Source organism: Amycolatopsis viridis, from assembly GCF_011758765.1.
Lineage (GTDB): Bacteria > Actinomycetota > Actinomycetes > Mycobacteriales > Pseudonocardiaceae > Amycolatopsis_E > Amycolatopsis_E viridis.
Genome location: NZ_JAANOU010000001.1, coordinates 378378 through 396345, shown reverse-complemented (window position 1 = coordinate 396345; position 17968 = coordinate 378378). Strand labels below are relative to the sequence as shown.

Below are 17968 nucleotides of genomic sequence, written 5' to 3'. Positions count from 1 at the left end.
GAGGTGTGGCGTGGCCACGTTCGACAGCAGCAAGTACGACATCCCGGAGCTCGTGGCGAAGCTGCGGGACCAGCGGTTCGACGGCTACCAGCCGGAACAGCTCGCGCAGGTCGTGGAGAAGTTCCGGGACGGCCCGGGCCCGGCCGCCATCACCACGGCGGTGGACGCGCTGAAGTCGATCTCCGCCGCGCTGGCCGGCACCGAAGAAGCGTTGCGCACGCAGCTCAAGGCGCTCGGTGTGGACTGGGAGAGCCACGCGTCCGGGCAGGCGTCCGCCGTGGTCGCGCGGGAGGCCGGGTTCTCCGGCGCAGCCACCGCGAAGGTCGAGCAGGCCGCCCGGATGATGTTCGAGCAGGCCGAGGCGTTCACCCGGACCAGGAACAAGCTGCCGGCACCGGAGGACCTGCGCAAGGCCGGCGGCTACACCTTCGGCGACAGCGCGTTCAGCCTGTTCGGGTTCGAGACCGACCACGCGGCCGACGTGCGGGCCGCGGAGGAGGCGAAGGCCCAGGCGGTGGACGCGCTCAACGCCTACGCCCACGACAGCGGCAACTACGTCGGCTCGGTGTCCACAGTGGACGCTCCGGAGCCGATCTCGCCGGTGTCCGCGCCCGGCGCGGGGGTGAGCCCGGTGACCGGCGGTGCGCCGGTGCCGGACACCTCGGTGACGCAGGCGCAGGGCACGACGGACCTCCCGCCCGTGCCGCCCCCGGGTGGTGGCCCGGCCGTGGGGGCCGGGGCGACCGGGCCTGCGGGCGCCACCGGCCCCGTCCCGTTCGCCGGTGGACCCGCTCGACCGGGTGGCGCCCCGGCCGGTGCGGGCGAACCGGGGTCCGGCGCCGCCGGATTCGCCGGCCAGGAGCCCAGCGGCCCCGCATCGGGCACGGCGCCGGTGCGGCCCTCCGGTGCCGACGGCCGTTCGGGCGGGGCCGGCAACGCCGCGGGGCGAACGGGCAGCGTGGAGGGTGCGGCCGGTCCGGGTCCACGCGGCGCACCTGGCCGCGGAGTGCTGCTCGGTCCCGCCCCGCAGATCGCCGCCGAGCCGGCGGCGGGCCCGGGACCGGTCCGCGGTCCCGGTGAGCCGGCCGAGGGGCGGCCCGCGCCGGGCGGCGGAGCCCGCGCCGGTCTCGGTGCGGGCGAGGGCGTTCCCCGTGGACCGGCGGCCGGGGAGCTCGCCAGGGGCCGGGCCGCCGGAGCGCTTCCCCCGGTCACGACCACGCCGACGGCCGTCGGCCCCGGGTTCGCCGCGGTGCGGGGCCCTGGTGGGCCCGGCGCGCTCGCCGAGGCCGCGCCCGCGCTCGGCGCCGCCGGAACGAGCGGGGCCCTGGCCGCGGAGGACGACCGGCCCGGCCGCGCCGGCCGCGCCACCGCGGGGCACCGGATCCACCAGGTCCCGATGGGTGACCTGCCCGAGGAGGAGGAAGCCCGCCTCGCCCGCCGCGGCGGGCACACCCCGGGCCCGGCCGCGACCCGCGCGATCCTCGAACCCGCCGCCCCGCCCGACGGCGCGGCGGACAGCGAGGACGCGGGAAGCAGCGTCCGGCGCTTCGGCGTCGACGACACCGACCTGTTCGCCGACCGGCGGGACGTGGCACCGGACACGATCGGCGATCGATGAGCCTCGTGCTGACGGCGCTCGAGTTCGACGTGCTGTGGCAGAGCCTGCGGCTGCCACGCGCCCACCCGGCGCTGCGTGTGCCCAGCGCCGGGCCGACCCACAGCGAGCGCCGCCGGCTGGAGGACCACGCCTGGGAGCAGCTCGCCGACCGGGGCCTCGCGCGCGGGCGCCGGGCTGGCGGCGAGATCGCCGACCTGGTGATGCTGCTGGCGAACCCGCAGGTCGCGGTGGACGTGTGGGTGTGGACGGACCGGGAGATCCGCGGTCTCGCCGCGAGCAACGGTGCCGAGGCGGTGCTGGCCGTGGTGGACTCGGGCGAGGTGTGGCTGATCCCGGCGCGGCCGAACGCCCTGGCCGAGTCGGCGGTGTCGGTCGCCGGTGACCAGCCGGCCGGGGTCGGGCACTCGGTGAGCCTGCCGCACAGCACGCTGCGGGCCGCCGACGCGGACGCCGGCGGCGATCCACGGGCGCTGGTCACCGCGCTGGCGGACCGTGGCGTCGAGCTGTGGGAAGCGCAGGAGCTGGCCGGCATGCTGGTCGGGATGACCACGCGCGGCCAGTTCGGAGTCGAACGGCACGGGCACCGAGCCGGCCAGGTGGTCGCGTTCTACGACACCGACGCCGGGCGCTACCTGGTGCACGTCGGCGGGCACGACTGGGCCACCGTCGCGCCGGCCGACAACCAGCTGCTGGCCAGGCGGGTCGCGGAGCTGCTCGACGAGGGGTGACGTCACCCGATGGTGGAACCTGCCGGAAACCGCGCCCGGGTTCGGATGATCGTCCTTACAGTGAGCGACGTGCCCGAAAGCGATCCGGACTCGTTGGAGTACGTGGCAGGCCAGGTCGAGGCCCTCCACGAGCGGTTCAAGCAGGCCAAGGACAAGGTTATGGGGGTCACCGGCGAGAACCCGTTCGGCGCGATCAGGCACCCGGACGAGCGCGCGCCGGGCGAGCACCCGTCGGACGGCATGGTGCACGCGCTGGGCACGTTCCGCGACGGGGTGCACCAGCAGTTCGACGCGGCCGCCGAGCTGATGCGCTCGACCGGCTCCGCGCTGCGTGACGCGGCGCGGGCGCTGCGCGAAACGGATGATGCGGCGCGCGACAGCGTCACCGTCAAGGACGGGGCCTCGCGGATCTGATGGTGGCCGCACCGGGCATGCCGCCCGAATGGAACGACGTCCAGACCCGCGCGCAGCAGGTGGAGAAGCTCGACCCGGCGCGCATCCAGGCCGTCGCCGACCAGTTCACGCAGGCGTCGAAGGATTCGGCGGACCACTCGGCCGCCCTGCACAACGCGACCAGCGCGCTGGGCGGCGGCACGTGGAGCGGCCCCGCCGCGGACGCGTTCTTCGACTACGTCCGGAAGATCGGCGACGCGGGCAAGAAGGTCAACGACCACCTGGACGAGGTCGCCGGGGAGCTGGCGAACCTGCAAACGTCGCTGGCCGACGTGAAGCACCAGGTCAACACGATCAGGCAGCAGGCGCAGCGAGACATCGAGGACGCCAACAGCGACGCGGTGACCAGGGCGAACGCGGCCGAGGCGCGGGAACGCGAGGTCCGCGAAGGCCGGGCGGGCGCGACGATGCCCGCACCCACGTCGGCCGAGATCATGGCCGCGAACGCGCAGCGGACGAGCGGCATCGCGGCGGTCGCGCGGGAGGAGATCCAGGGTCTGCTCAACGGCGCGCACAACCAGATCAGCCGCGTCATGGGCCTGGTGCGCAAGGACGTCGAGGGCGGTTACGCGTCGGTGCCGCGGCTGGGCGGCAAGCCGACACCGATGAAGAGCACCGGCGGGCTGCGCGGCGGCGGCTCCGGCAGCGGTGGTGGCGGTGGTGGCGGTGGTGGTCTCGGCCCGAGCGGTGGGCCGCCCACCGGCCATCCCCCGGGCACCGTGCGGCAGTGGATCGAAGAGGCGATCCGCATCCTCCAGGCCGCGGGTGTCCCCGTGACCGAGGCCGACACCGACAAGATCTGGGCGATCATCGAGAAGGAGTCCGGCGGCAACCCGAACGCGATCAACCTGTGGGACAGCAACGCGAAAGCCGGCCACCCGTCCAAGGGCCTGATGCAGTGCATCGACTCGACGTTCAACTCGTACAAGCTGCCCGGCCACGACGACATCTACAACCCGGTGGACAACATCATCGCCGGTGTGCGGTACACGTTCGGCCGGTACGGCGGCTTCGACGACCACCCCGGCCTGAAGAGCATGGCCCACGGCGGCGGCTACCGGGGCTACTAGCAGCGGAAACCACTTGAGTGTGGTCATCCCGTCGCCTGCCATCTTCTGGTCTTCGTTCGTGAACCGGCCTTGGGCCGGTGGCACCTTCGGCGCTCGGTGGTCACCCGGGACCTCCCCCGCCCCCGATGCCGGATTGTGTTCCAGTTGCCGAGCAGGCGTGTCGAGGCGGGACAGCGTGCCTTGACACCCCTGGCCGGCGACCGAAGCGGGCTGGGGATCGGGAGCGGGGGGAGTTCTGAGGGGTAGTCGCTTCCTTGTGCTGCCGCTTCCTTGTGCTGCCGGTCGCGGTCGCCAGCGCAGCGCGGCGCGCACCGGCAAACACACCGCCCGGACCGGCGAACACGGCGCCCGCGGCGGCCAACACGGCGCCCGCGGCGGCGAACACAGCGCCCGCACCGGCCAACACGCCACCCGCGCCGGCAAACACGCCACCAGCGGCCAACACGCCACCCGCGGCGGCGAACACACCGCCCGCACCGGCAAACACACCGCCAGCACCGGCCAACACCCCGCCAGCACCGGCCAACACCCCGCCAGCACCGGCCAACACGGCGCCCGCACCGGCGAACACGGCGCCCGCGGCGGCGAACACGGCGCCGGCGGCGGCCAACACGGCGCCGGGACGGGCGGGGGCGTCCGGGACCTGCCCATCCGGGCGGGATCGTCCCACCTCCTAGGCTGAGCCCATGGTCGCCTCAGCCTCGTTCCCCGGTCCGGCCAAGCGGGCGGACGTCGCGCCCTTCCACGTCATGGAGGTGCTCTCCGCGGCGGCCGCGCGGCAGCGCACCCACGGTGACGTCGTCAGTCTCGCCGCCGGACAGCCGAGCGCGGGTGCGCCGAAGCCGGTGCGGGAAGCCGCCGCGCGGGCGCTTCGCGACCAGAACCTGGGATACACCGTCCAGCTCGGCATCCCGGAGCTGCGGGAGGCCATCGCCGGGCACTACGACCGCCGGTACGGCATGACCGTCAGCCCGGAGGACGTCATCGTCACCACCGGCTCCTCCGGTGGGTTCCTGCTGGCGTTCCTGTCCGCGTTCGACGCGGGTGCCCGCGTGGCCATGGCCCGGCCCGGCTACCCGGCCTACCGCAACCTGCTGTCCGCCCTGGGCTGCGAGGTCGTCGAGTTCGCCACCGACGAGAGCACCCGCTTCCAGCCGACCGTCGACCTGCTCGAGGAGCTGGGCCCGATCGACGGGCTGATCGTCGCGAGCCCGGCCAACCCGGCCGGCACGATGCTGCCGCCGGGTGAGCTGGCCGCCATCGCCGGCTGGTGCTCGTCCCGCGGCGTGCAACTGATCAGCGACGAGATCTACCACGGCATCTCCTACGGCACCGAGCCCGGCTGCGCGTGGCAGTCCACCGCCGAATCCATCGTGCTCGGCTCGTTCTCCAAGTACTTCGCCATGACGGGCTGGCGGCTGGGCTGGATGCTCGCGCCGAAACGCCTGCACCGCGCGGTCGACGTGCTCACCGGCAACCTCAACATCTGCGCGCCCGCGCTCGCCCAGCACGCCGCGGTCGCCGCGTTCGAACCGGACTCCTACGCGGAGCTGGACGGGCACGTCGCGCACTACCGGCGCAACCGGAACCTGCTGCTGGACGGCCTGGCGGGCATCGGGCTGGACCGCGTCGCCCCGGTCGACGGGGCCTTCTACGCCTACGCCGACGTGTCCGCGCACACCACCGACAGCCTGAGCTGGTGCCAGCGCCTGCTCGCCGACACCGGGGTCGCGATCACCCCCGGCATCGACTTCGACCCGGTCGACGGCGGGAAGTTCGTCCGGTTCTCGTTCGCCGGGGCGACCGCGGACGTCACCGAGGGCGTGCGGCGGCTCGGCGGCTGGCTCTCCGGGGGAACCCCCGGTTTTCCCTGAACGTTGACGAAAACACGGGCATCCCCGCGGTCAGCCGTGCGAGGCTGCTCGTAGCGGGACGACCGAGCCCGCGTGGCCCAACCGGAGGGGAAGCCATGTTCTGGAAGATCGTCGGCGCGCTGATCATCGCCTGGCTCGCGTTCATGGTGATCGGATCGGTGGTCGGCTTCCTGTTCAAGGCCGTGCTGTGGATCGCCGTCATCGGCGGGGTCGGTTTCCTCGGCGCCGCCGCCTACAACGCGATCAAGAACAACAAGGAGCGCAAGCAGCTCCGGCCCTAGAGCACCGCCCGCGCGGCCTCGGCGCCGTCCCAGCGGTGCGCGCGCAGGCCCGCGGCTCGAGCTCCATCCACATTGGACTGACGGTCGTCGAAGAACACGCAGTCGCCCGCCGGCACGCCGAGGCGGGCGACGAGCAGTTCGAAGATCTCCGGGTCCGGTTTCGCGACGCCCACGTCGCCGGAGAACACGCGCACCCGGAAGTGCCGCATCCAGTCCTGCCGCTCGGCGAACCGGGCGAACGAGGACGGCGCGTTCGACAGCAGCGCCAGCGGCACACCGGCCTCGCTCAGCCCGGCCACCAGCTCCAGGGACGACGGCTGGACGTCCGACCAGCCGCGGATGTCCATGCCGGTGAGCGTGTCCGCGGTGGACTCGTCCACTCCGACGCCGAGCGCCGCGCCGATCCCGCCCCAGTACTCCAGATCGGAACTGCCGCGGTCGTAGCCGTCCCGCAGCCGCCAGTAGTGCGGCTCGAAGTCGGCAAGCGGCACGCCCAGTGTGGCCGCCAGGTCCGGCAACGCGGTCGTCCGGCCGCAGATCACCTCGCCGTAGTCGAACACCACCCATCCGGTCACGGGTGACCACCGGCCTTGATGCGGCGCAGCGCCTCGTCCACGTCCGCGGCCGAGACGTCCCGGTGCAGCACGAACCGCACCTTGCCGGCCATCGGCAGCGCGAGCACGCCCTGCGCCTGCAACGACGCGAGCGTCACCGCGATGTCGGCGACCGGGGCCAGGACGATGTTGGTCTCCGGGGTTTCGGCCTCCCAGCCCAGCTCGCGGAGCCCGTGGGCCAGCCGCCGGGCCTTGTCGTGTTCCTCGGCCAGAAGCGGGACCCGGTCGAGCGCGATCAGGCAGGCCGCGGCGAGCACCCCGATCTGCCGCATGCCGCCGCCGAGCATCTGCCGCATCCGGCGGGCCCGCTCGACGAACTCGCGGCTGCCCGCGACGACGGACCCGGCCGGCGCGCCGAGGGCCTTGCTGAAACAGGCGGACACGCTGTCCACGCCCACGGTCAGCGCGGCGGGCGGCAGGCCGAGCGCGACGGCGGCGTGCCAGATGCGGGCGCCGTCGAGGTGGACCCGCAGGCCGGCCTGCCGGGCGGTGGACAGCAACTGCGCGTGCTCGTGCGGCGGGATGACCGCGCCGCCGGCCGCGTTGTGGGTGTTCTCCAGGCACAGGAGCGTGGTGCGCAGCGTGTAGTAGGGGCCGCCACGGGGACCGGTGGCCGCCGCGACCGTCTCCGGCTTCGGGCGGCCCGGACCGCCGTCGTGTTCCAGCGCCTCGGGCATGCCTCCGGCCAGCCAGGCCGCCGAGCCCAGCTCGTTGGTCAGCACGTGCGCGTTCTTCGGCGCGAGGAACCGGTCGCCGCGCTCGAGGTGGACCGACAGCGCGACGAGGTTGGCCATCGTGCCGCTGGGGGTCCAGAGCGCGGCCGGCATGCCGAGGACCGCAGCCGCCCGCTCCTCCAGCTCCCGGACCGTCGGGTCCACGTCGATCACGTTGTCACCGACCTCAGCGGCCGCCATCGCTCTGCGCATCTCGTCGTCCGGACGAGTGACGGTGTCAGAGCGGAAGTCGATCAATGGAGTGGCTTCTGAGGTCACAGTCAGATCACATCACACCATTTAGATGATCTTCAAGAAGGTGCAACCCACCGTCCGGGCGGTTCCGTCTTTACGCCGGGACCGACGAGCGGAGAGCCTGGACGCGTGGACGAGGGCGTGCACGACCCCGAACAGGACTTCACGGAGTACTTCGCGGCCCGGCGTGACGCCGTGCGCCGGGCGGCGTACCTGCTCTGCGGGGACTGGCACCGGGCGGACGACCTCGCGCAGACGGCGTTCGTGGCGCTGCACCGGAAGTGGAACCACATCCGGGACCGCGCCGCGACCGACGCCTACCTGCGGCGGACGCTGGTCCGCGCGGCCATCGACGAGTCGCGGCGGCCCTGGCGCCGGGAACGGCAGGTGGAGCGGCTGCCCGAGCCCGAATCCGCCGGTGCCCGGCTCGACGAGCAGGTCGTCACGCGCGCGGACCTGCTGGCCGGGCTGCGCGAGGTGCCGCCGAAACAGCGGGCGGTGCTGGTGCTGCGGTACTTCGAGGGCCTGGACGTGGCCGGTGTCGCGGCGGTGCTGGGCTGCAGCGAGGGCAACGTGAAGAGCCAGACGGCCCGTGGGCTGGCGCGACTGCGGGAGGCGCTGGGCGAGGAGGTGGAGGCCGGTGGATGAGCACCAGCTGAGGGAGTTGTTCCGCGCCGCGCCGGGCGAGCCGCCCCCGGCGCGCTTCGACGTGCGGGACGTGCGGGAGGCGTCCGCCCGGGCCGCCGCGCGGCGCCGGACGACGATCGCGGTGGCATCACTGTGCGTGGTGTTCGCCCTGCTCGGTGCCGGTATTGCCGGTTTCGTCCCCCCTAGATCCACTCAATCGGATCATGTCGCGGGCCCGGAGCAACCGGTGAACACCCCGTTGCGTCTCCCGTCCGCTTCCAGCCTTCCCGGCCCCTCCGCCATGCAGGGACGAGAGGGGACCGCCGGGGAGAACGGCCCGCGGGCCGAGGGCACCTCCGGGTGCGACAAGGTGGACCGGGAGCTCGCCACCGCCCTCGCTGGCGAGCTCCCGGCCACCGGCGTCACCGGGCCGCGCCCCGGGGACGTCTGCACGCCGGGGTCGCGCTCGGTGAGCTACGGCGTCGCGATCGACGGCCGGACCGGGACGGTGTCGGCCACGGTGCTGCCGCCGGGCGCGAGCGTGCAGCTCCCGGAGCTCACCGGCGGGGCGGTGGCGGACGAGCGGGCGACCGCGCACGGCGGGACGTTGATCGTGCTGAGCACGCCGGCGCCGGGCAGCGCCGCGCCGCCGGCAACCGATGTGGCGCGGATCGCCACCGCGCTCGCGTCGCGCTTCTAGCTGGTTAGATGGGCGGCCATGACGTCCGGGGCGAGCACACCGAAGGGTGAGCGCAGGCGGGCGGCGCTGGTCGAGGCCGCGGCCGCGCTGCTGGTCGAGGGCGGTTTCGACGCGATCCGGCACCGTGCGGTCGCCGAACGGGCCGGTCTGCCCCTGGCGTCCACGACGTACTACTTCGACTCGCTCGACGACCTCATCAGTGCCGCCGCCGAGCACCACGGCCGTTCCGAGCTGGCGAAGGGCCGGGCCCAGCTGGACGAGCTGCCCGCCGAACCGCGGGGCGTGGACAGCGTCGTGGAACTGGTCCTGGACCAGCTGCTCGGCGAGGACCCGGGGTACGAGGCGGTGCTGCTGCGCTACGAGCGGCTGGTGGCCACCGGGCGGCGGCCGTACCTGCGGCCGTTGATGCGGGCGCTCGGCGCCGAGCTGCGGGAGCTGCTGACCGAGATCTTCGCCCGGTCCGGGCTGGTCGTCGAGCCGGACATGCTGGACGAGCTGATCGTGATCGTCGACGGTGCCGTGGTCAACGCCTTGATCGAGGTCGATCCGGATCCACGGGCGGTGGCGCGGGCGAGGCTGGCGCGGGCGCTCTCTAAGCTTGGGTCGTGACGAAACCGCAGATCCCGAACGTCCTCGCCGGCCGCTACGCGTCGCCCGAGCTGGTCACCCTGTGGTCGCCGGAGAACAAGGTGAAGCTCGAGCGCGAGCTGTGGATCGCCGTGCTGCGCGCCCAGCGGGAGCTGGGTGTCGAGGTGCCGGACGGGGTCGTCGAGGACTACGAGCGGGTGCTGGACCAGGTCGACCTGGGCAGCATCGCCGAGCGGGAGCGGGTCACCCGGCACGACGTGAAGGCGCGCATCGAGGAGTTCAACGCGCTCGCCGGGCACGAGCACGTGCACAAGGGCATGACTTCGCGGGACCTGACCGAGAACGTCGAGCAATTGCAGATCCGCCGGTCGCTGGAGCTGATCCGCTCGCGGGTGGCGGCGGTGCTGGCGCGGCTAGCCGCGCTCGCGGTGGAGCACGCCGAGCTGGTGATGGCCGGGCGGTCGCACAACGTGGCCGCGCAGGCGACGACGCTGGGCAAGCGGTTCGCGACCGCGGCCGACGAGCTGCTGGTGGCGTTCGACCGGCTGGACGACCTGATCGGCCGGTACCCGTTGCGCGGCATCAAGGGCCCGGTGGGCACGGCGCAGGACATGCTGGACCTGCTGGGGTCCGCGGAGACGCTGGCCGAGCTGGAGCGGCGGATCGCCGGCCACCTCGGGTTCGCGCGCACGTTCACCAGCGTCGGGCAGGTGTACCCGCGGTCGCTGGACTTCGACGTGCTGTCCGCGCTGGTGCAGCTGGCGGCGGCGCCGTCGAGCCTGGCGAAGACGATCCGGCTGATGGCCGGGCACGAGCTGGTGACCGAGGGCTTCCAACCGGGTCAGGTCGGTTCGTCGGCGATGCCGCACAAGATGAACACGCGGTCGTGCGAGCGGGTGAACGGGCTGGCCGTGGTGCTGCGCGGGTACGCATCGATGACCGGCGAGCTGGCCGGCGACCAGTGGAACGAGGGGGACGTGTCGGATTCGGTGGTGCGCCGGGTCGCGCTGCCGGACGCGTTCTTCGCGCTGGACGGCTTGCTGGAGACGTTCCTCACGGTGCTCGACGAGTTCGGTGCGTTCCCGGCCGTGGTGGCTCGCGAGCTGGAGCGGTACCTGCCGTTCCTGGCCACGACGAAGGTGCTGATGGCGTCGGTGCGCGGCGGCGTGGGCCGGGAGACCGCGCACGAGGCGATCAAGGAGCACGCGGTCGGGGTGGCGCTGGCGATGCGGGAAAAGGGCGCCGGGAACGACCTGCTGGACCGGCTCGCCGCCGACGAGCGGTTGCCGCTGGACCGGGCCGCCCTGGACGGCTTGCTGGCTGACCGGATTTCGTTCACCGGAGTGGCACCCGCCCAGGTCGCGGCGGTGGTGCAGCGGGTGGAGGACGTGCTGGAGCGCTTCCCGGAGGCGTCGAAGTACGTTCCGCAGCCGATCCTCTGACCGGTCGCCGGGCCGGCCGCCGCAGGCGCCGCAGGCACTCGTTCGAGACGATCCGGAACATCCAGCACGCCAGCGGCGTGGCGCACAGACGTGCGGCGAAGCGCCGCACGTGCGAATCGGCCCCGTGCACCACCGCGGTGATCGATTCGAGGTCCCCGTCCTGCGCGGCCCTGATCAACTGCTCGCTCGCCCAACCGCGGTCGGCCACCATCCCACTGCTCCCTCCTGACGTCACCACCCACAAGAGCACGCGGGATCGCGAAAGGGTGCACGCCCGGCTCGGGCATCATCGGAGTCATGCGCGCGGAACGTCTGGTGGCCCTGCTGTTCACCCTGCAGAGCAGGCGCAGCGCGACCGTGGGGGAGCTGGCCGACGCGCTGGGCGTGTCGGAGCGGACCATGCACCGCGACATCGCCGCGCTGCAGGCCGCCGGTGTTCCACTGTGGACGGAGACGGGCCGGTACGGCGGGGTCCGCCTCGTCGAGGGCTGGCGCACCCGGCTGGACGGTCTGACCTCCCGGGAAGCGGTGGCGATCTTCGCGATGGGCGTGCCGCGCGCGCTCGCCGAACTGGGTCTCGGCACGGCGGTCTCCGCGGCGCACGCCAAGGTGTCCGCGACCCTGCCCGCCCCGCTGCGGGAGCAGGCCCAGCACCTCGCCCAGCGGTTCCACCTGGACGCGCCCGGCTGGTTCCGCTCGGAGGAGGACGCCGAGCACCTCGCCGACATCGCTCGCGCGGTGTGGGAGCAGCGCCGCGCCGGCATCACCTACCGCCGCGGTGACGACCTCGTCGAGCGCGTCCTCGAACCGCTGGGCCTGGTCCTCAAGGCGGGGGTCTGGTACCTGGTGGCGCGGGCCGGGGAGGCCACCCGGACCTACCGCGTCAGCAAGATCAGCACCGTCGAACTGCTCGACGACCGGTTCGACCGGCCCACCGGCTTCGACCTGGCGGGCTGGTGGCAGAAGTCCTCGGCGCAGTTCGAACGCTCGGTGCACCGGCACCCGGTGCGGCTGCGCCTGAGCAGGTGGGGGGTGCGGATGCTGCCCCAGGTCGTGGACTCCGACCTGGCGCTCGCCGCGCTCGACGCCGCCGGCCCGCCGGACGACGACGGCTGGGTGGAGGTCGAGCTCGGCCTCGAACAACCCGACATCGCGGCGAGCATGCTGCTCGGGCTCGGTGTGCACGTGGAGGTCGTGGAGCCACCCGCCGTGCGCGCCGCGTTCGCGGACGCGGCACGGCGGATGGCCGACCGTCACCGGTAGCCGGTCACGTCCGCGGGCTTGCCGGGCTCGACCACCTCGTCGATGTAGCGCCACGCGTCCGGGCGGCTGCCGTCCACGTCGTCGAACTCGTAGATCCTGGCCAGCTGCCCGCTGTTCAGCGTCTGCCCGGAGAACCGCGCGTGATCAGGATCGGCGGCCAGCGCGGCCACGGCGCTCCCGACGAACACCGGCGACTCCGAGATGGCGAAGTGCGGCTCCTTCTCCAGCGCGTCCCGCCAGGTCTCCGCGGTCACGCCGTAGTGCTCCAGCATCGCCTCGGACCGCAACCACCCCGGCGTCAGCGCCACGGCCGTCCCGCCGTGCGGGGCGAGGTCGTGCGCCTCGGCCTTGACGATGCTGTGCGAGGCCGCCTTCGCCACGTAGAAGCCGATCGACGTGCCCTCGCGGAACTTCCGGTTGTACTCCTCGGTCCCGTCGGTCATCTCCACGACCAGCCCCCCGCGATGGCGGATGACCAGCGGAAACAGGAAGTGGCTGGTCACGAGGTGCGCGTCGATCCCCAGGCGGACCGACCGCAGCGCGTGCTCCAGCGGCAGCTCCCACACCGCCTTGCCCCAGCCGATGTACTCGTCGCCGCCCCAGACGCCGTCCACGAGGATGTCCAGCCGCCCCTGCTCGCGGTCGATCCGCTCGGCCAGCGCCGCCACCTGCTCCGGGTCGAGGTGGTCCACCCGGATCGCCGCCCCCGTGCCGCCCGCGGCGGTGATCCGCTCCAGCGTGCCCTCGATCGTTTCCGGCCGGTTCACCTCGGACCGGTGCGCACCGGAGGTCCGCCCCGTGACGTACACGAACGCGCCCCTGCGCCCCAGCTCCACCGCGATCGCCCGGCTCGCCCCGCGCGTGCCGCCCGCGACGAGGGCGACCTTCCCGCTCAGTTCATCGCTCATGCCTCCGAGCGTGGCGGTGAACCCTGTCAGCTCCCGTCATGGTTGCCGTCACCCGCGGGTAAGAGCCTGGTCATGACGATCTGGTCCGCTGGGTGCCATGGACGCCCGTCTGCTGGTCTCGCTGTCCGGCATCGGTCCGCGGACGCTGCACCGCTGCGCCGAACTCGCCGCGGAGCTGGACCGCCGCACCGTCCCCCTGTCCCTCCTCGTCGCGCCGGGCACGGGACGCAGCCCGGCCGTCACCGCCTGGGTGCGGGACCGCGCCGGCCGCGGTGACGGTCTCCTGCTGCACGGCTACGACCACCGCATCCCACCCAGCCACCGCGTCGTCACCCTGCACCGGAAGGCCGAGTTCGCCGGCCTGCCCGCGCACGAGGCGCGGCTGCGGATGATCGCCGCCAAGGCCGCACTGGAGGAGCTGGGCCTGGCCGCGGACGGGTTCGCCCCGCCGCGGTGGCTCGCCTCACCGGGCACGCTCGCCGCGGCCGCCGAGCACTTCGCGCTGTGCGCCGACCTCGCCGCGGTGCACGACCTGCGCACCCGCACCGTCCACCGGTCGCGGGTGCACAGCTTCGCCGCGCACCACCATCGCACCGAGACCGTGCGGGCGTTCGCGCTCGTGCTGGCCTCGGCGCGGGCCGCCCGGCGTGGCGGTCTCGTGCGGCTCGGCATCGACGCGGCCGACCTGGCCCGGCCCGGTCTCCGGCACGCGTTCCTCGACGCGGTCGACGTCGCGCTGGAGAACCGCGCCTTCGGCACGACCTACCGGAGCTTGACGTCCTCGCCGCGCGCCGCCACGCGCACCTCGGTGCCCTCCGGCGCCAGGTTGGTGAACAGGCCGTAGTGCATCGCCGGGTTCGCGAGCACCGCCTCGTGGATCGGCACGGCGACCCGCGGCGCGACGGCACGCAGGTAGTCCACCGCCTCCCCAGCCTTGAGCCACGGCGCCCCGGTGGGCAGGCCGAGCACGTCGACCTGCTGCTCGGGCACGAAGAACGAGTCGCCCGGGTGGTAGAAGGCGCCGTGGTCGACGAGGTAGCCGACGTTCGGGATGACCGGGATGTCGGCGTGGATGACGGCGTGCTGCCCGCCGACGACGTTGATCGCGGCGCCGCCGATCTCGAGCGCATCGCCCGGGTTGACGACCTGGTACTCGAGTCCGAGCTTGCGCACGGTCTCTTCCGTGCCCCGGTCGACGACCAGTTTCGCGCCCGGGTTGGCCTCGAGCAGCTTGGGCAGCTTCTCGCTGTCGATGTGGTCGAAGTGCTGGTGGGTGATCAGGACCGCGTCCAGCTCACGCTCGCCCTCGAAACCTTCCGAGAACGCGCCGGGATCGAGCAGGATCCGCGCGTTGCCCGTCTCCAGCAGGACACAGGCGTGTCCGAAATGGACTACTCGCATGGTTGACTCCTCCGCCTTCGGTCGGGTTCAGCGTAGGACCGCCGGATCGCCGCCGCCAAGATCACTCCGGGCGGGCGGTCCGCTGAACCGGTCGCACCGCTCGGGGGAGTGAGCTCGGCCACCAGGTGTGCCATGCTGAGGCTACTGAACAGTAGTAAGGAGGCCGCCGATGACCGCCGTGGAGCCGAAACCGTCAGCCGTCCGGGACACGTTCGACTCGCTGGACCCGGCCACCGACGAGGTCGTGGGGACGTACCCGGTGCACACCGCGGAGGACGTCCAAGCCGCGGTCGACCGCGCACGGCAGGCCGCCGCCTGGTGGGCGGGCCTGGGGTTCGAGGGACGCGCCGAGCGGCTGCGCCGGTGGAACGCCGTCATCACGCACCGCATGGCCGAGCTGTGTGCGGTCGTCAGCCGGGAGACCGGCAAACCGGCCGGAGACGCGCAGCTGGAGGTCGTCCTCGCCGTCGAGCACATCCACTGGGCCGCCCGCAACGCACGCAAGGTGCTCGGGCGCAAACGCCGCCCGGCCGGGCTGCTGCTGTCCAACCACACGGCCAGCGTCGAGTACCAGCCGCTGGGCGTGGTCGGCGTCATCGGGCCGTGGAACTACCCCGTTTACACCCCGCTGGGCTCGATCACGTACGCGCTCGCGGCCGGCAACGCCGTGGTGTTCAAGCCGAGCGAGTACACCCCGGGAGTCGGCCAGTGGCTGGCCGACGCGTTCGCCGAGGTGGCGCCCGAGTACCCGGTGCTGCAGGTGATCACCGGTTTCGGCGCGACCGGCGCGGCGCTCGTCGGCGCCGGCGTCGACAAGATCGCGTTCACCGGCTCCACCGCGACCGGCAAGAAGATCATGGCGGCGGCCGCGGAGACGCTCACGCCGGTGGTGATCGAGGCCGGCGGCAAGGACCCGCTGATCGTCGACGCCGACGCGGACGTGGACGCGGCCGCCGACGCGGCCGTGTGGGGCGCGTTCTCCAACTCCGGCCAGACCTGCATCGGGGTCGAGCGCGTGTACGTGCACGAACAGGTCTACGACCGGTTCGTGGACAAGGTCGTGGAGCTGACCCGCCGGGTCAGGCCGGGTGAGCAGTACGGCCCGATGACCATGCCGGCGCAGCTGGACGTCGTCCGCAGGCACATCGCCGACGCCCTCGCCCGCGGTGGCCGCGCGCTGACGGGCGGCGGGGTGGGCGACCGGTTCGTCGAGCCGACCGTCCTGGTCGACGTGCCGGAGGATTCGGCGGCGGTGCGCGAGGAGACGTTCGGACCGACCATGACCATCGCCAAGGTGCGCGACATGGACGAGGCGGTCGACAAGGCCAACGCCACCGCCTACGGGCTGGGCTCCACGGTCTTCGCCCGCCGCAACGCCACCCGGCTGGCCCAGCGGCTCAAGGCCGGGATGATCTCGATCAACGCACCGTTCTCGTTCGCCGGCACCGCCGCGCTGCCGTTCGGCGGCGTCGGCGACTCCGGCTTCGGGCGGATCCACGGACCGGAGGGCCTGCGTGAGTTCGCGCGTCCGAAGGCGGTCGCCCGGCAGCGGTTCGCGGTGCCGCTCAAGCTGACGACGTTCGACCGGACCGGGAAAACCGACGATCTCGTCCGGAAACTCGTCACCGGGTTGTATGGCCGGCGGCGTTAGCGGGTAGCCGCCCGTATGCGAAAGATCATCGGCATCGCGGCGGGGGCGGCGATCCTCGGTACGATCGGGATCGCCGCGCCGGCCGCACAAGCAGCGGAAACGCCGTGCGGTTCGCAGGCGAAGGTCTGTCTCCAGCTGCACACCAACCGAGCCTGGCTCGCCGACAACGGCCGGGTGACCCGGGGACCGGTGCCGGTCACCGTGGGCAGGCCCGGGCACCGGACGCCCACCGGCACGTTCCGCGTGCAGTACAAGGACATCGACCACTACAGCCGGGAGTACCAGGGCCCGATGCCGTACTCGGTGTTCTTCACCAGCACCGGCGTGGCGTTCCACGAGGGCAGCCTGCGTGCGCAGTCGCACGGGTGCGTGCACCTCTCGCACTCCGACGCGGTCGCCTTCTACCAGGCACTGCGCCCGGGTGACGTGGTCGAGGTCGTGAACTGAGTCCGCGCCGGATGCTGCACCGCCGGGTTACCTGCGTCACTCCGGCCGCTTCCCCACGACCACCCTCAGCGGAGACGCTGCGCGTCACGGTTAGAATCTGTGGGTACCGCCTACCTGCGATTACTGGAGCGACCCGCCGTGGCCCGTGTGGTGGTTGACGTCATGCCCAAGCCCGAGATCCTCGACCCGCAAGGTCAGGCCGTCGCCGGGGCGCTGCCGCGGCTCGGCTTCACCGGGGTCACCTCGGTGCGCCAGGGCAAGCACTTCGAGCTCGAGGTCGACGACTCGGTCGACGACGAGACGCTCGCCAAGATCGCCGAAGGCTTCCTCGCGAACCCGGTGATCGAGGAGTGGACCGTGCGGAGGCTCTCGTGAAGATCGGGGTCATCACCTTCCCCGGCACGCTCGACGACGTGGACGCGGCCCGCGCCGCCCGCTACATCGACGCGGAGGCCGTGAACCTGTGGCACGCCGACGAGGACCTGCACGGGGTGGACGCGGTGATCGTGCCCGGCGGGTTCTCCTACGGCGACTACCTGCGCTGCGGCGCGATCGCCCGCTTCGCCCCGGTCATGTCGTCGGTCATCGACGCGGCCAAGGGCGGCATGCCGGTGCTGGGCATCTGCAACGGCTTCCAGATTCTGTGCGAGGCCGGGTTGCTGCCGGGCGCGCTGGTGCGGAACAAGAAGCTGCACTTCGTGTGCCGGGACCAGTGGCTGCGGGTGGAGAACAACACGACGGCGTGGACGACCCGCTACGAGGCCGGCGCCGAGGTGCTGGTGCCGCTGAAGTCCGGCGAGGGTGGCTACGTCGCGGACCAGTCCACATTGGACGAACTGGAGGGCGAGGGCCGCGTGGTGTTCCGCTACGTGGGCGAGAACCCGAACGGCTCGCGTGACGACATCGCCGGAATCTGCAGCGCCAACGGCCGTGTCGTCGGGCTGATGCCGCACCCCGAGCACGCGATCGACGCGCTCACCGGCCCCAGCGACGACGGCCTCGGCGTGTTCCTGAGCGTCGTGGACAGCCTGGTCAGCGCCTGACCCGACGCCCCCACCCCACCCCAACCAGCCAACACCCCACCCACACCAGCAAACACGGCGCCGGGAACGGCAAACACACCCGCGCCCGGCGTGTTGGCTCCCCCGGGCGGCGTGTTCGCTGCTCCCGGCGCCGTGTTGGCGCCTCCCGGCGGCGTGTTGGCTCCCCCGGGCGGCGTGTTGGCGCCTGCGGGGGGCGTGTTCGCTGCTCCGCGCGGCGTGTTGGCTGCCTCGCGCAGCGTGTTGGCGCTTCCCGCGCCGGCCAACACGGCGCCGGGAATGACAAACACGGCGC

20 protein-coding genes are annotated in these 17968 nt (G+C 72.9%); 16 read left to right on the top strand and 4 right to left on the bottom strand.

Features of this window, described 5'->3' with window-relative positions; translation table 11 throughout:
- Positions 1 to 10: 10 nt before the first annotated feature.
- The 6 genes from FHX46_RS01970 to FHX46_RS01945 all read left to right on the top strand — a co-directional run bounded on the left by FHX46_RS01970 (position 11) and on the right by FHX46_RS01945 (position 6024).
- Positions 11 to 1618 carry a PPE domain-containing protein gene (locus tag FHX46_RS01970; protein WP_167110097.1) on the top strand — a complete coding sequence of 536 codons (1608 nt, stop codon included), beginning with the start codon at positions 11 to 13 and terminating at the stop codon, positions 1616 to 1618.
- Complete coding sequence (locus tag FHX46_RS01965) at positions 1615 to 2346, top strand: ESX secretion-associated protein EspG (protein ID WP_167110095.1); 732 nt, start codon at positions 1615 to 1617, stop codon at positions 2344 to 2346. Before FHX46_RS01970 ends, FHX46_RS01965 begins: the two co-directional genes overlap by 4 nt.
- A 69-nt stretch (positions 2347 to 2415) precedes the next feature.
- Positions 2416 to 2760, top strand: a complete 345-nt coding sequence (locus FHX46_RS01960) for a hypothetical protein (RefSeq protein ID WP_167110093.1) — start codon at positions 2416 to 2418, stop codon at positions 2758 to 2760.
- Positions 2761 to 2777: 17 nt separating this feature from the next.
- On the top strand, positions 2778 to 3869 hold the full coding sequence (locus tag FHX46_RS01955) for a transglycosylase SLT domain-containing protein (RefSeq protein ID WP_243871205.1): 1092 nt from the start codon (positions 2778 to 2780) through the stop codon (positions 3867 to 3869).
- A 686-nt stretch (positions 3870 to 4555) separates the two neighbouring features.
- The gene (locus FHX46_RS01950) at positions 4556 to 5743 is read left to right on the top strand and encodes a pyridoxal phosphate-dependent aminotransferase (RefSeq protein WP_167110091.1); all 1188 of its coding nucleotides are present in this window, start codon (positions 4556 to 4558) and stop codon (positions 5741 to 5743) included.
- A 95-nt stretch (positions 5744 to 5838) separates the two neighbouring features.
- The gene (locus FHX46_RS01945) at positions 5839 to 6024 is read left to right on the top strand and encodes a hypothetical protein (protein WP_167102573.1); all 186 of its coding nucleotides are present in this window, start codon (positions 5839 to 5841) and stop codon (positions 6022 to 6024) included.
- On the opposite strand, the gene FHX46_RS01940 is transcribed toward FHX46_RS01945, so the two are convergent.
- Positions 6021 to 6599, bottom strand: a complete 579-nt coding sequence (locus FHX46_RS01940) for an HAD family hydrolase (RefSeq protein WP_167110089.1) — start codon at positions 6597 to 6599, stop codon at positions 6021 to 6023. The genes FHX46_RS01945 and FHX46_RS01940 overlap by 4 nt on opposite strands.
- Positions 6596 to 7609: a threonine aldolase family protein gene (locus FHX46_RS01935; RefSeq protein ID WP_390622647.1), complete on the bottom strand. Its 1014-nt coding sequence runs from the start codon at positions 7607 to 7609 to the stop codon at positions 6596 to 6598. The genes FHX46_RS01940 and FHX46_RS01935 overlap by 4 nt, the downstream gene beginning before the upstream one ends.
- A 126-nt stretch (positions 7610 to 7735) precedes the next feature.
- On the opposite strand from FHX46_RS01935, the gene FHX46_RS01930 reads away from it, so the two are divergent.
- From FHX46_RS01930 to FHX46_RS01910, 5 genes are all read left to right on the top strand, one after another.
- Positions 7736 to 8254, top strand: a complete 519-nt coding sequence (locus FHX46_RS01930; protein ID WP_167110087.1) for a SigE family RNA polymerase sigma factor — start codon at positions 7736 to 7738, stop codon at positions 8252 to 8254.
- Positions 8247 to 8933, top strand: a complete 687-nt coding sequence (locus FHX46_RS01925) for a hypothetical protein (RefSeq protein ID WP_167110085.1) — start codon at positions 8247 to 8249, stop codon at positions 8931 to 8933. Before FHX46_RS01930 ends, FHX46_RS01925 begins: the two co-directional genes overlap by 8 nt.
- A gap of 18 nt (positions 8934 to 8951) precedes the next feature.
- A complete protein-coding gene (locus FHX46_RS01920) occupies positions 8952 to 9542 on the top strand; it encodes a TetR/AcrR family transcriptional regulator (protein WP_167110083.1) in 591 nt (196 codons plus the stop codon).
- Positions 9539 to 10963, top strand: a complete 1425-nt coding sequence (gene purB / locus FHX46_RS01915) for an adenylosuccinate lyase (RefSeq protein ID WP_167110081.1) — start codon at positions 9539 to 9541, stop codon at positions 10961 to 10963. The genes FHX46_RS01920 and purB overlap by 4 nt, the downstream gene beginning before the upstream one ends.
- 297 nt (positions 10964 to 11260) lie before the next feature.
- Entirely contained in the window at positions 11261 to 12226 is a 966-nt protein-coding gene (locus FHX46_RS01910; protein WP_167110079.1) for a helix-turn-helix transcriptional regulator, read from the top strand.
- Here the strand turns inward: FHX46_RS01910 and FHX46_RS01905 are convergent.
- Positions 12217 to 13134, bottom strand: a complete 918-nt coding sequence (locus FHX46_RS01905; protein WP_167110077.1) for an SDR family oxidoreductase — start codon at positions 13132 to 13134, stop codon at positions 12217 to 12219. The two genes, FHX46_RS01910 and FHX46_RS01905, sit on opposite strands and share 10 nt — an antisense overlap.
- Before the next feature lie 97 nt (positions 13135 to 13231).
- Between FHX46_RS01905 and FHX46_RS01900 the strand changes: the two genes are divergently transcribed.
- Complete coding sequence (locus FHX46_RS01900) at positions 13232 to 13978, top strand: DUF2334 domain-containing protein (RefSeq protein WP_208399964.1); 747 nt, start codon at positions 13232 to 13234, stop codon at positions 13976 to 13978.
- Here the strand turns inward: FHX46_RS01900 and FHX46_RS01895 are convergent.
- A complete protein-coding gene (locus FHX46_RS01895) occupies positions 13897 to 14535 on the bottom strand; it encodes an MBL fold metallo-hydrolase (RefSeq protein ID WP_167110075.1) in 639 nt (212 codons plus the stop codon). The two genes, FHX46_RS01900 and FHX46_RS01895, sit on opposite strands and share 82 nt — an antisense overlap.
- 169 nt (positions 14536 to 14704) lie before the next feature.
- On the opposite strand from FHX46_RS01895, the gene FHX46_RS01890 reads away from it, so the two are divergent.
- The 4 genes from FHX46_RS01890 to purQ all read left to right on the top strand — a co-directional run bounded on the left by FHX46_RS01890 (position 14705) and on the right by purQ (position 17676).
- Complete coding sequence (locus FHX46_RS01890; protein WP_167110073.1) at positions 14705 to 16186, top strand: aldehyde dehydrogenase family protein; 1482 nt, start codon at positions 14705 to 14707, stop codon at positions 16184 to 16186.
- Between the two features lie 15 nt (positions 16187 to 16201).
- Entirely contained in the window at positions 16202 to 16633 is a 432-nt protein-coding gene (locus tag FHX46_RS01885) for a L,D-transpeptidase (RefSeq protein WP_167110071.1), read from the top strand.
- 138 nt (positions 16634 to 16771) lie between these two features.
- On the top strand, positions 16772 to 17008 hold the full coding sequence (purS, locus tag FHX46_RS01880) for a phosphoribosylformylglycinamidine synthase subunit PurS (RefSeq protein WP_020421402.1): 237 nt from the start codon (positions 16772 to 16774) through the stop codon (positions 17006 to 17008).
- Complete coding sequence (purQ, locus tag FHX46_RS01875; RefSeq protein WP_167110069.1) at positions 17005 to 17676, top strand: phosphoribosylformylglycinamidine synthase subunit PurQ; 672 nt, start codon at positions 17005 to 17007, stop codon at positions 17674 to 17676. Before purS ends, purQ begins: the two co-directional genes overlap by 4 nt.
- Positions 17677 to 17968: the final 292 nt, after the last annotated feature.

What these genes read in the sequence shown, in the direction of transcription:
- FHX46_RS01965 (WP_167110095.1), top strand. Translation starts at nt 1,615, where the DNA reads ATGAGCCTCGTGCTGACGGCGCTCGAGTTCGACGTGCTGTGGCAGAGC.
- FHX46_RS01955 (WP_243871205.1), top strand. Translation starts at nt 2,778, where the DNA reads ATGCCGCCCGAATGGAACGACGTCCAGACCCGCGCGCAGCAGGTGGAG.
- FHX46_RS01950 (WP_167110091.1), top strand. Translation starts at nt 4,556, where the DNA reads ATGGTCGCCTCAGCCTCGTTCCCCGGTCCGGCCAAGCGGGCGGACGTC.
- FHX46_RS01945 (WP_167102573.1), top strand. Translation starts at nt 5,839, where the DNA reads ATGTTCTGGAAGATCGTCGGCGCGCTGATCATCGCCTGGCTCGCGTTC.
- FHX46_RS01920 (WP_167110083.1), top strand. Translation starts at nt 8,952, where the DNA reads ATGACGTCCGGGGCGAGCACACCGAAGGGTGAGCGCAGGCGGGCGGCG.
- FHX46_RS01910 (WP_167110079.1), top strand. Translation starts at nt 11,261, where the DNA reads ATGCGCGCGGAACGTCTGGTGGCCCTGCTGTTCACCCTGCAGAGCAGG.
- FHX46_RS01905 (WP_167110077.1), bottom strand. Translation starts at nt 13,134, where the DNA reads ATGAGCGATGAACTGAGCGGGAAGGTCGCCCTCGTCGCGGGCGGCACG.
- FHX46_RS01900 (WP_208399964.1), top strand. Translation starts at nt 13,232, where the DNA reads ATGGACGCCCGTCTGCTGGTCTCGCTGTCCGGCATCGGTCCGCGGACG.
- FHX46_RS01895 (WP_167110075.1), bottom strand. Translation starts at nt 14,535, where the DNA reads ATGCGAGTAGTCCATTTCGGACACGCCTGTGTCCTGCTGGAGACGGGC.
- FHX46_RS01890 (WP_167110073.1), top strand. Translation starts at nt 14,705, where the DNA reads ATGACCGCCGTGGAGCCGAAACCGTCAGCCGTCCGGGACACGTTCGAC.
- FHX46_RS01885 (WP_167110071.1), top strand. Translation starts at nt 16,202, where the DNA reads ATGCGAAAGATCATCGGCATCGCGGCGGGGGCGGCGATCCTCGGTACG.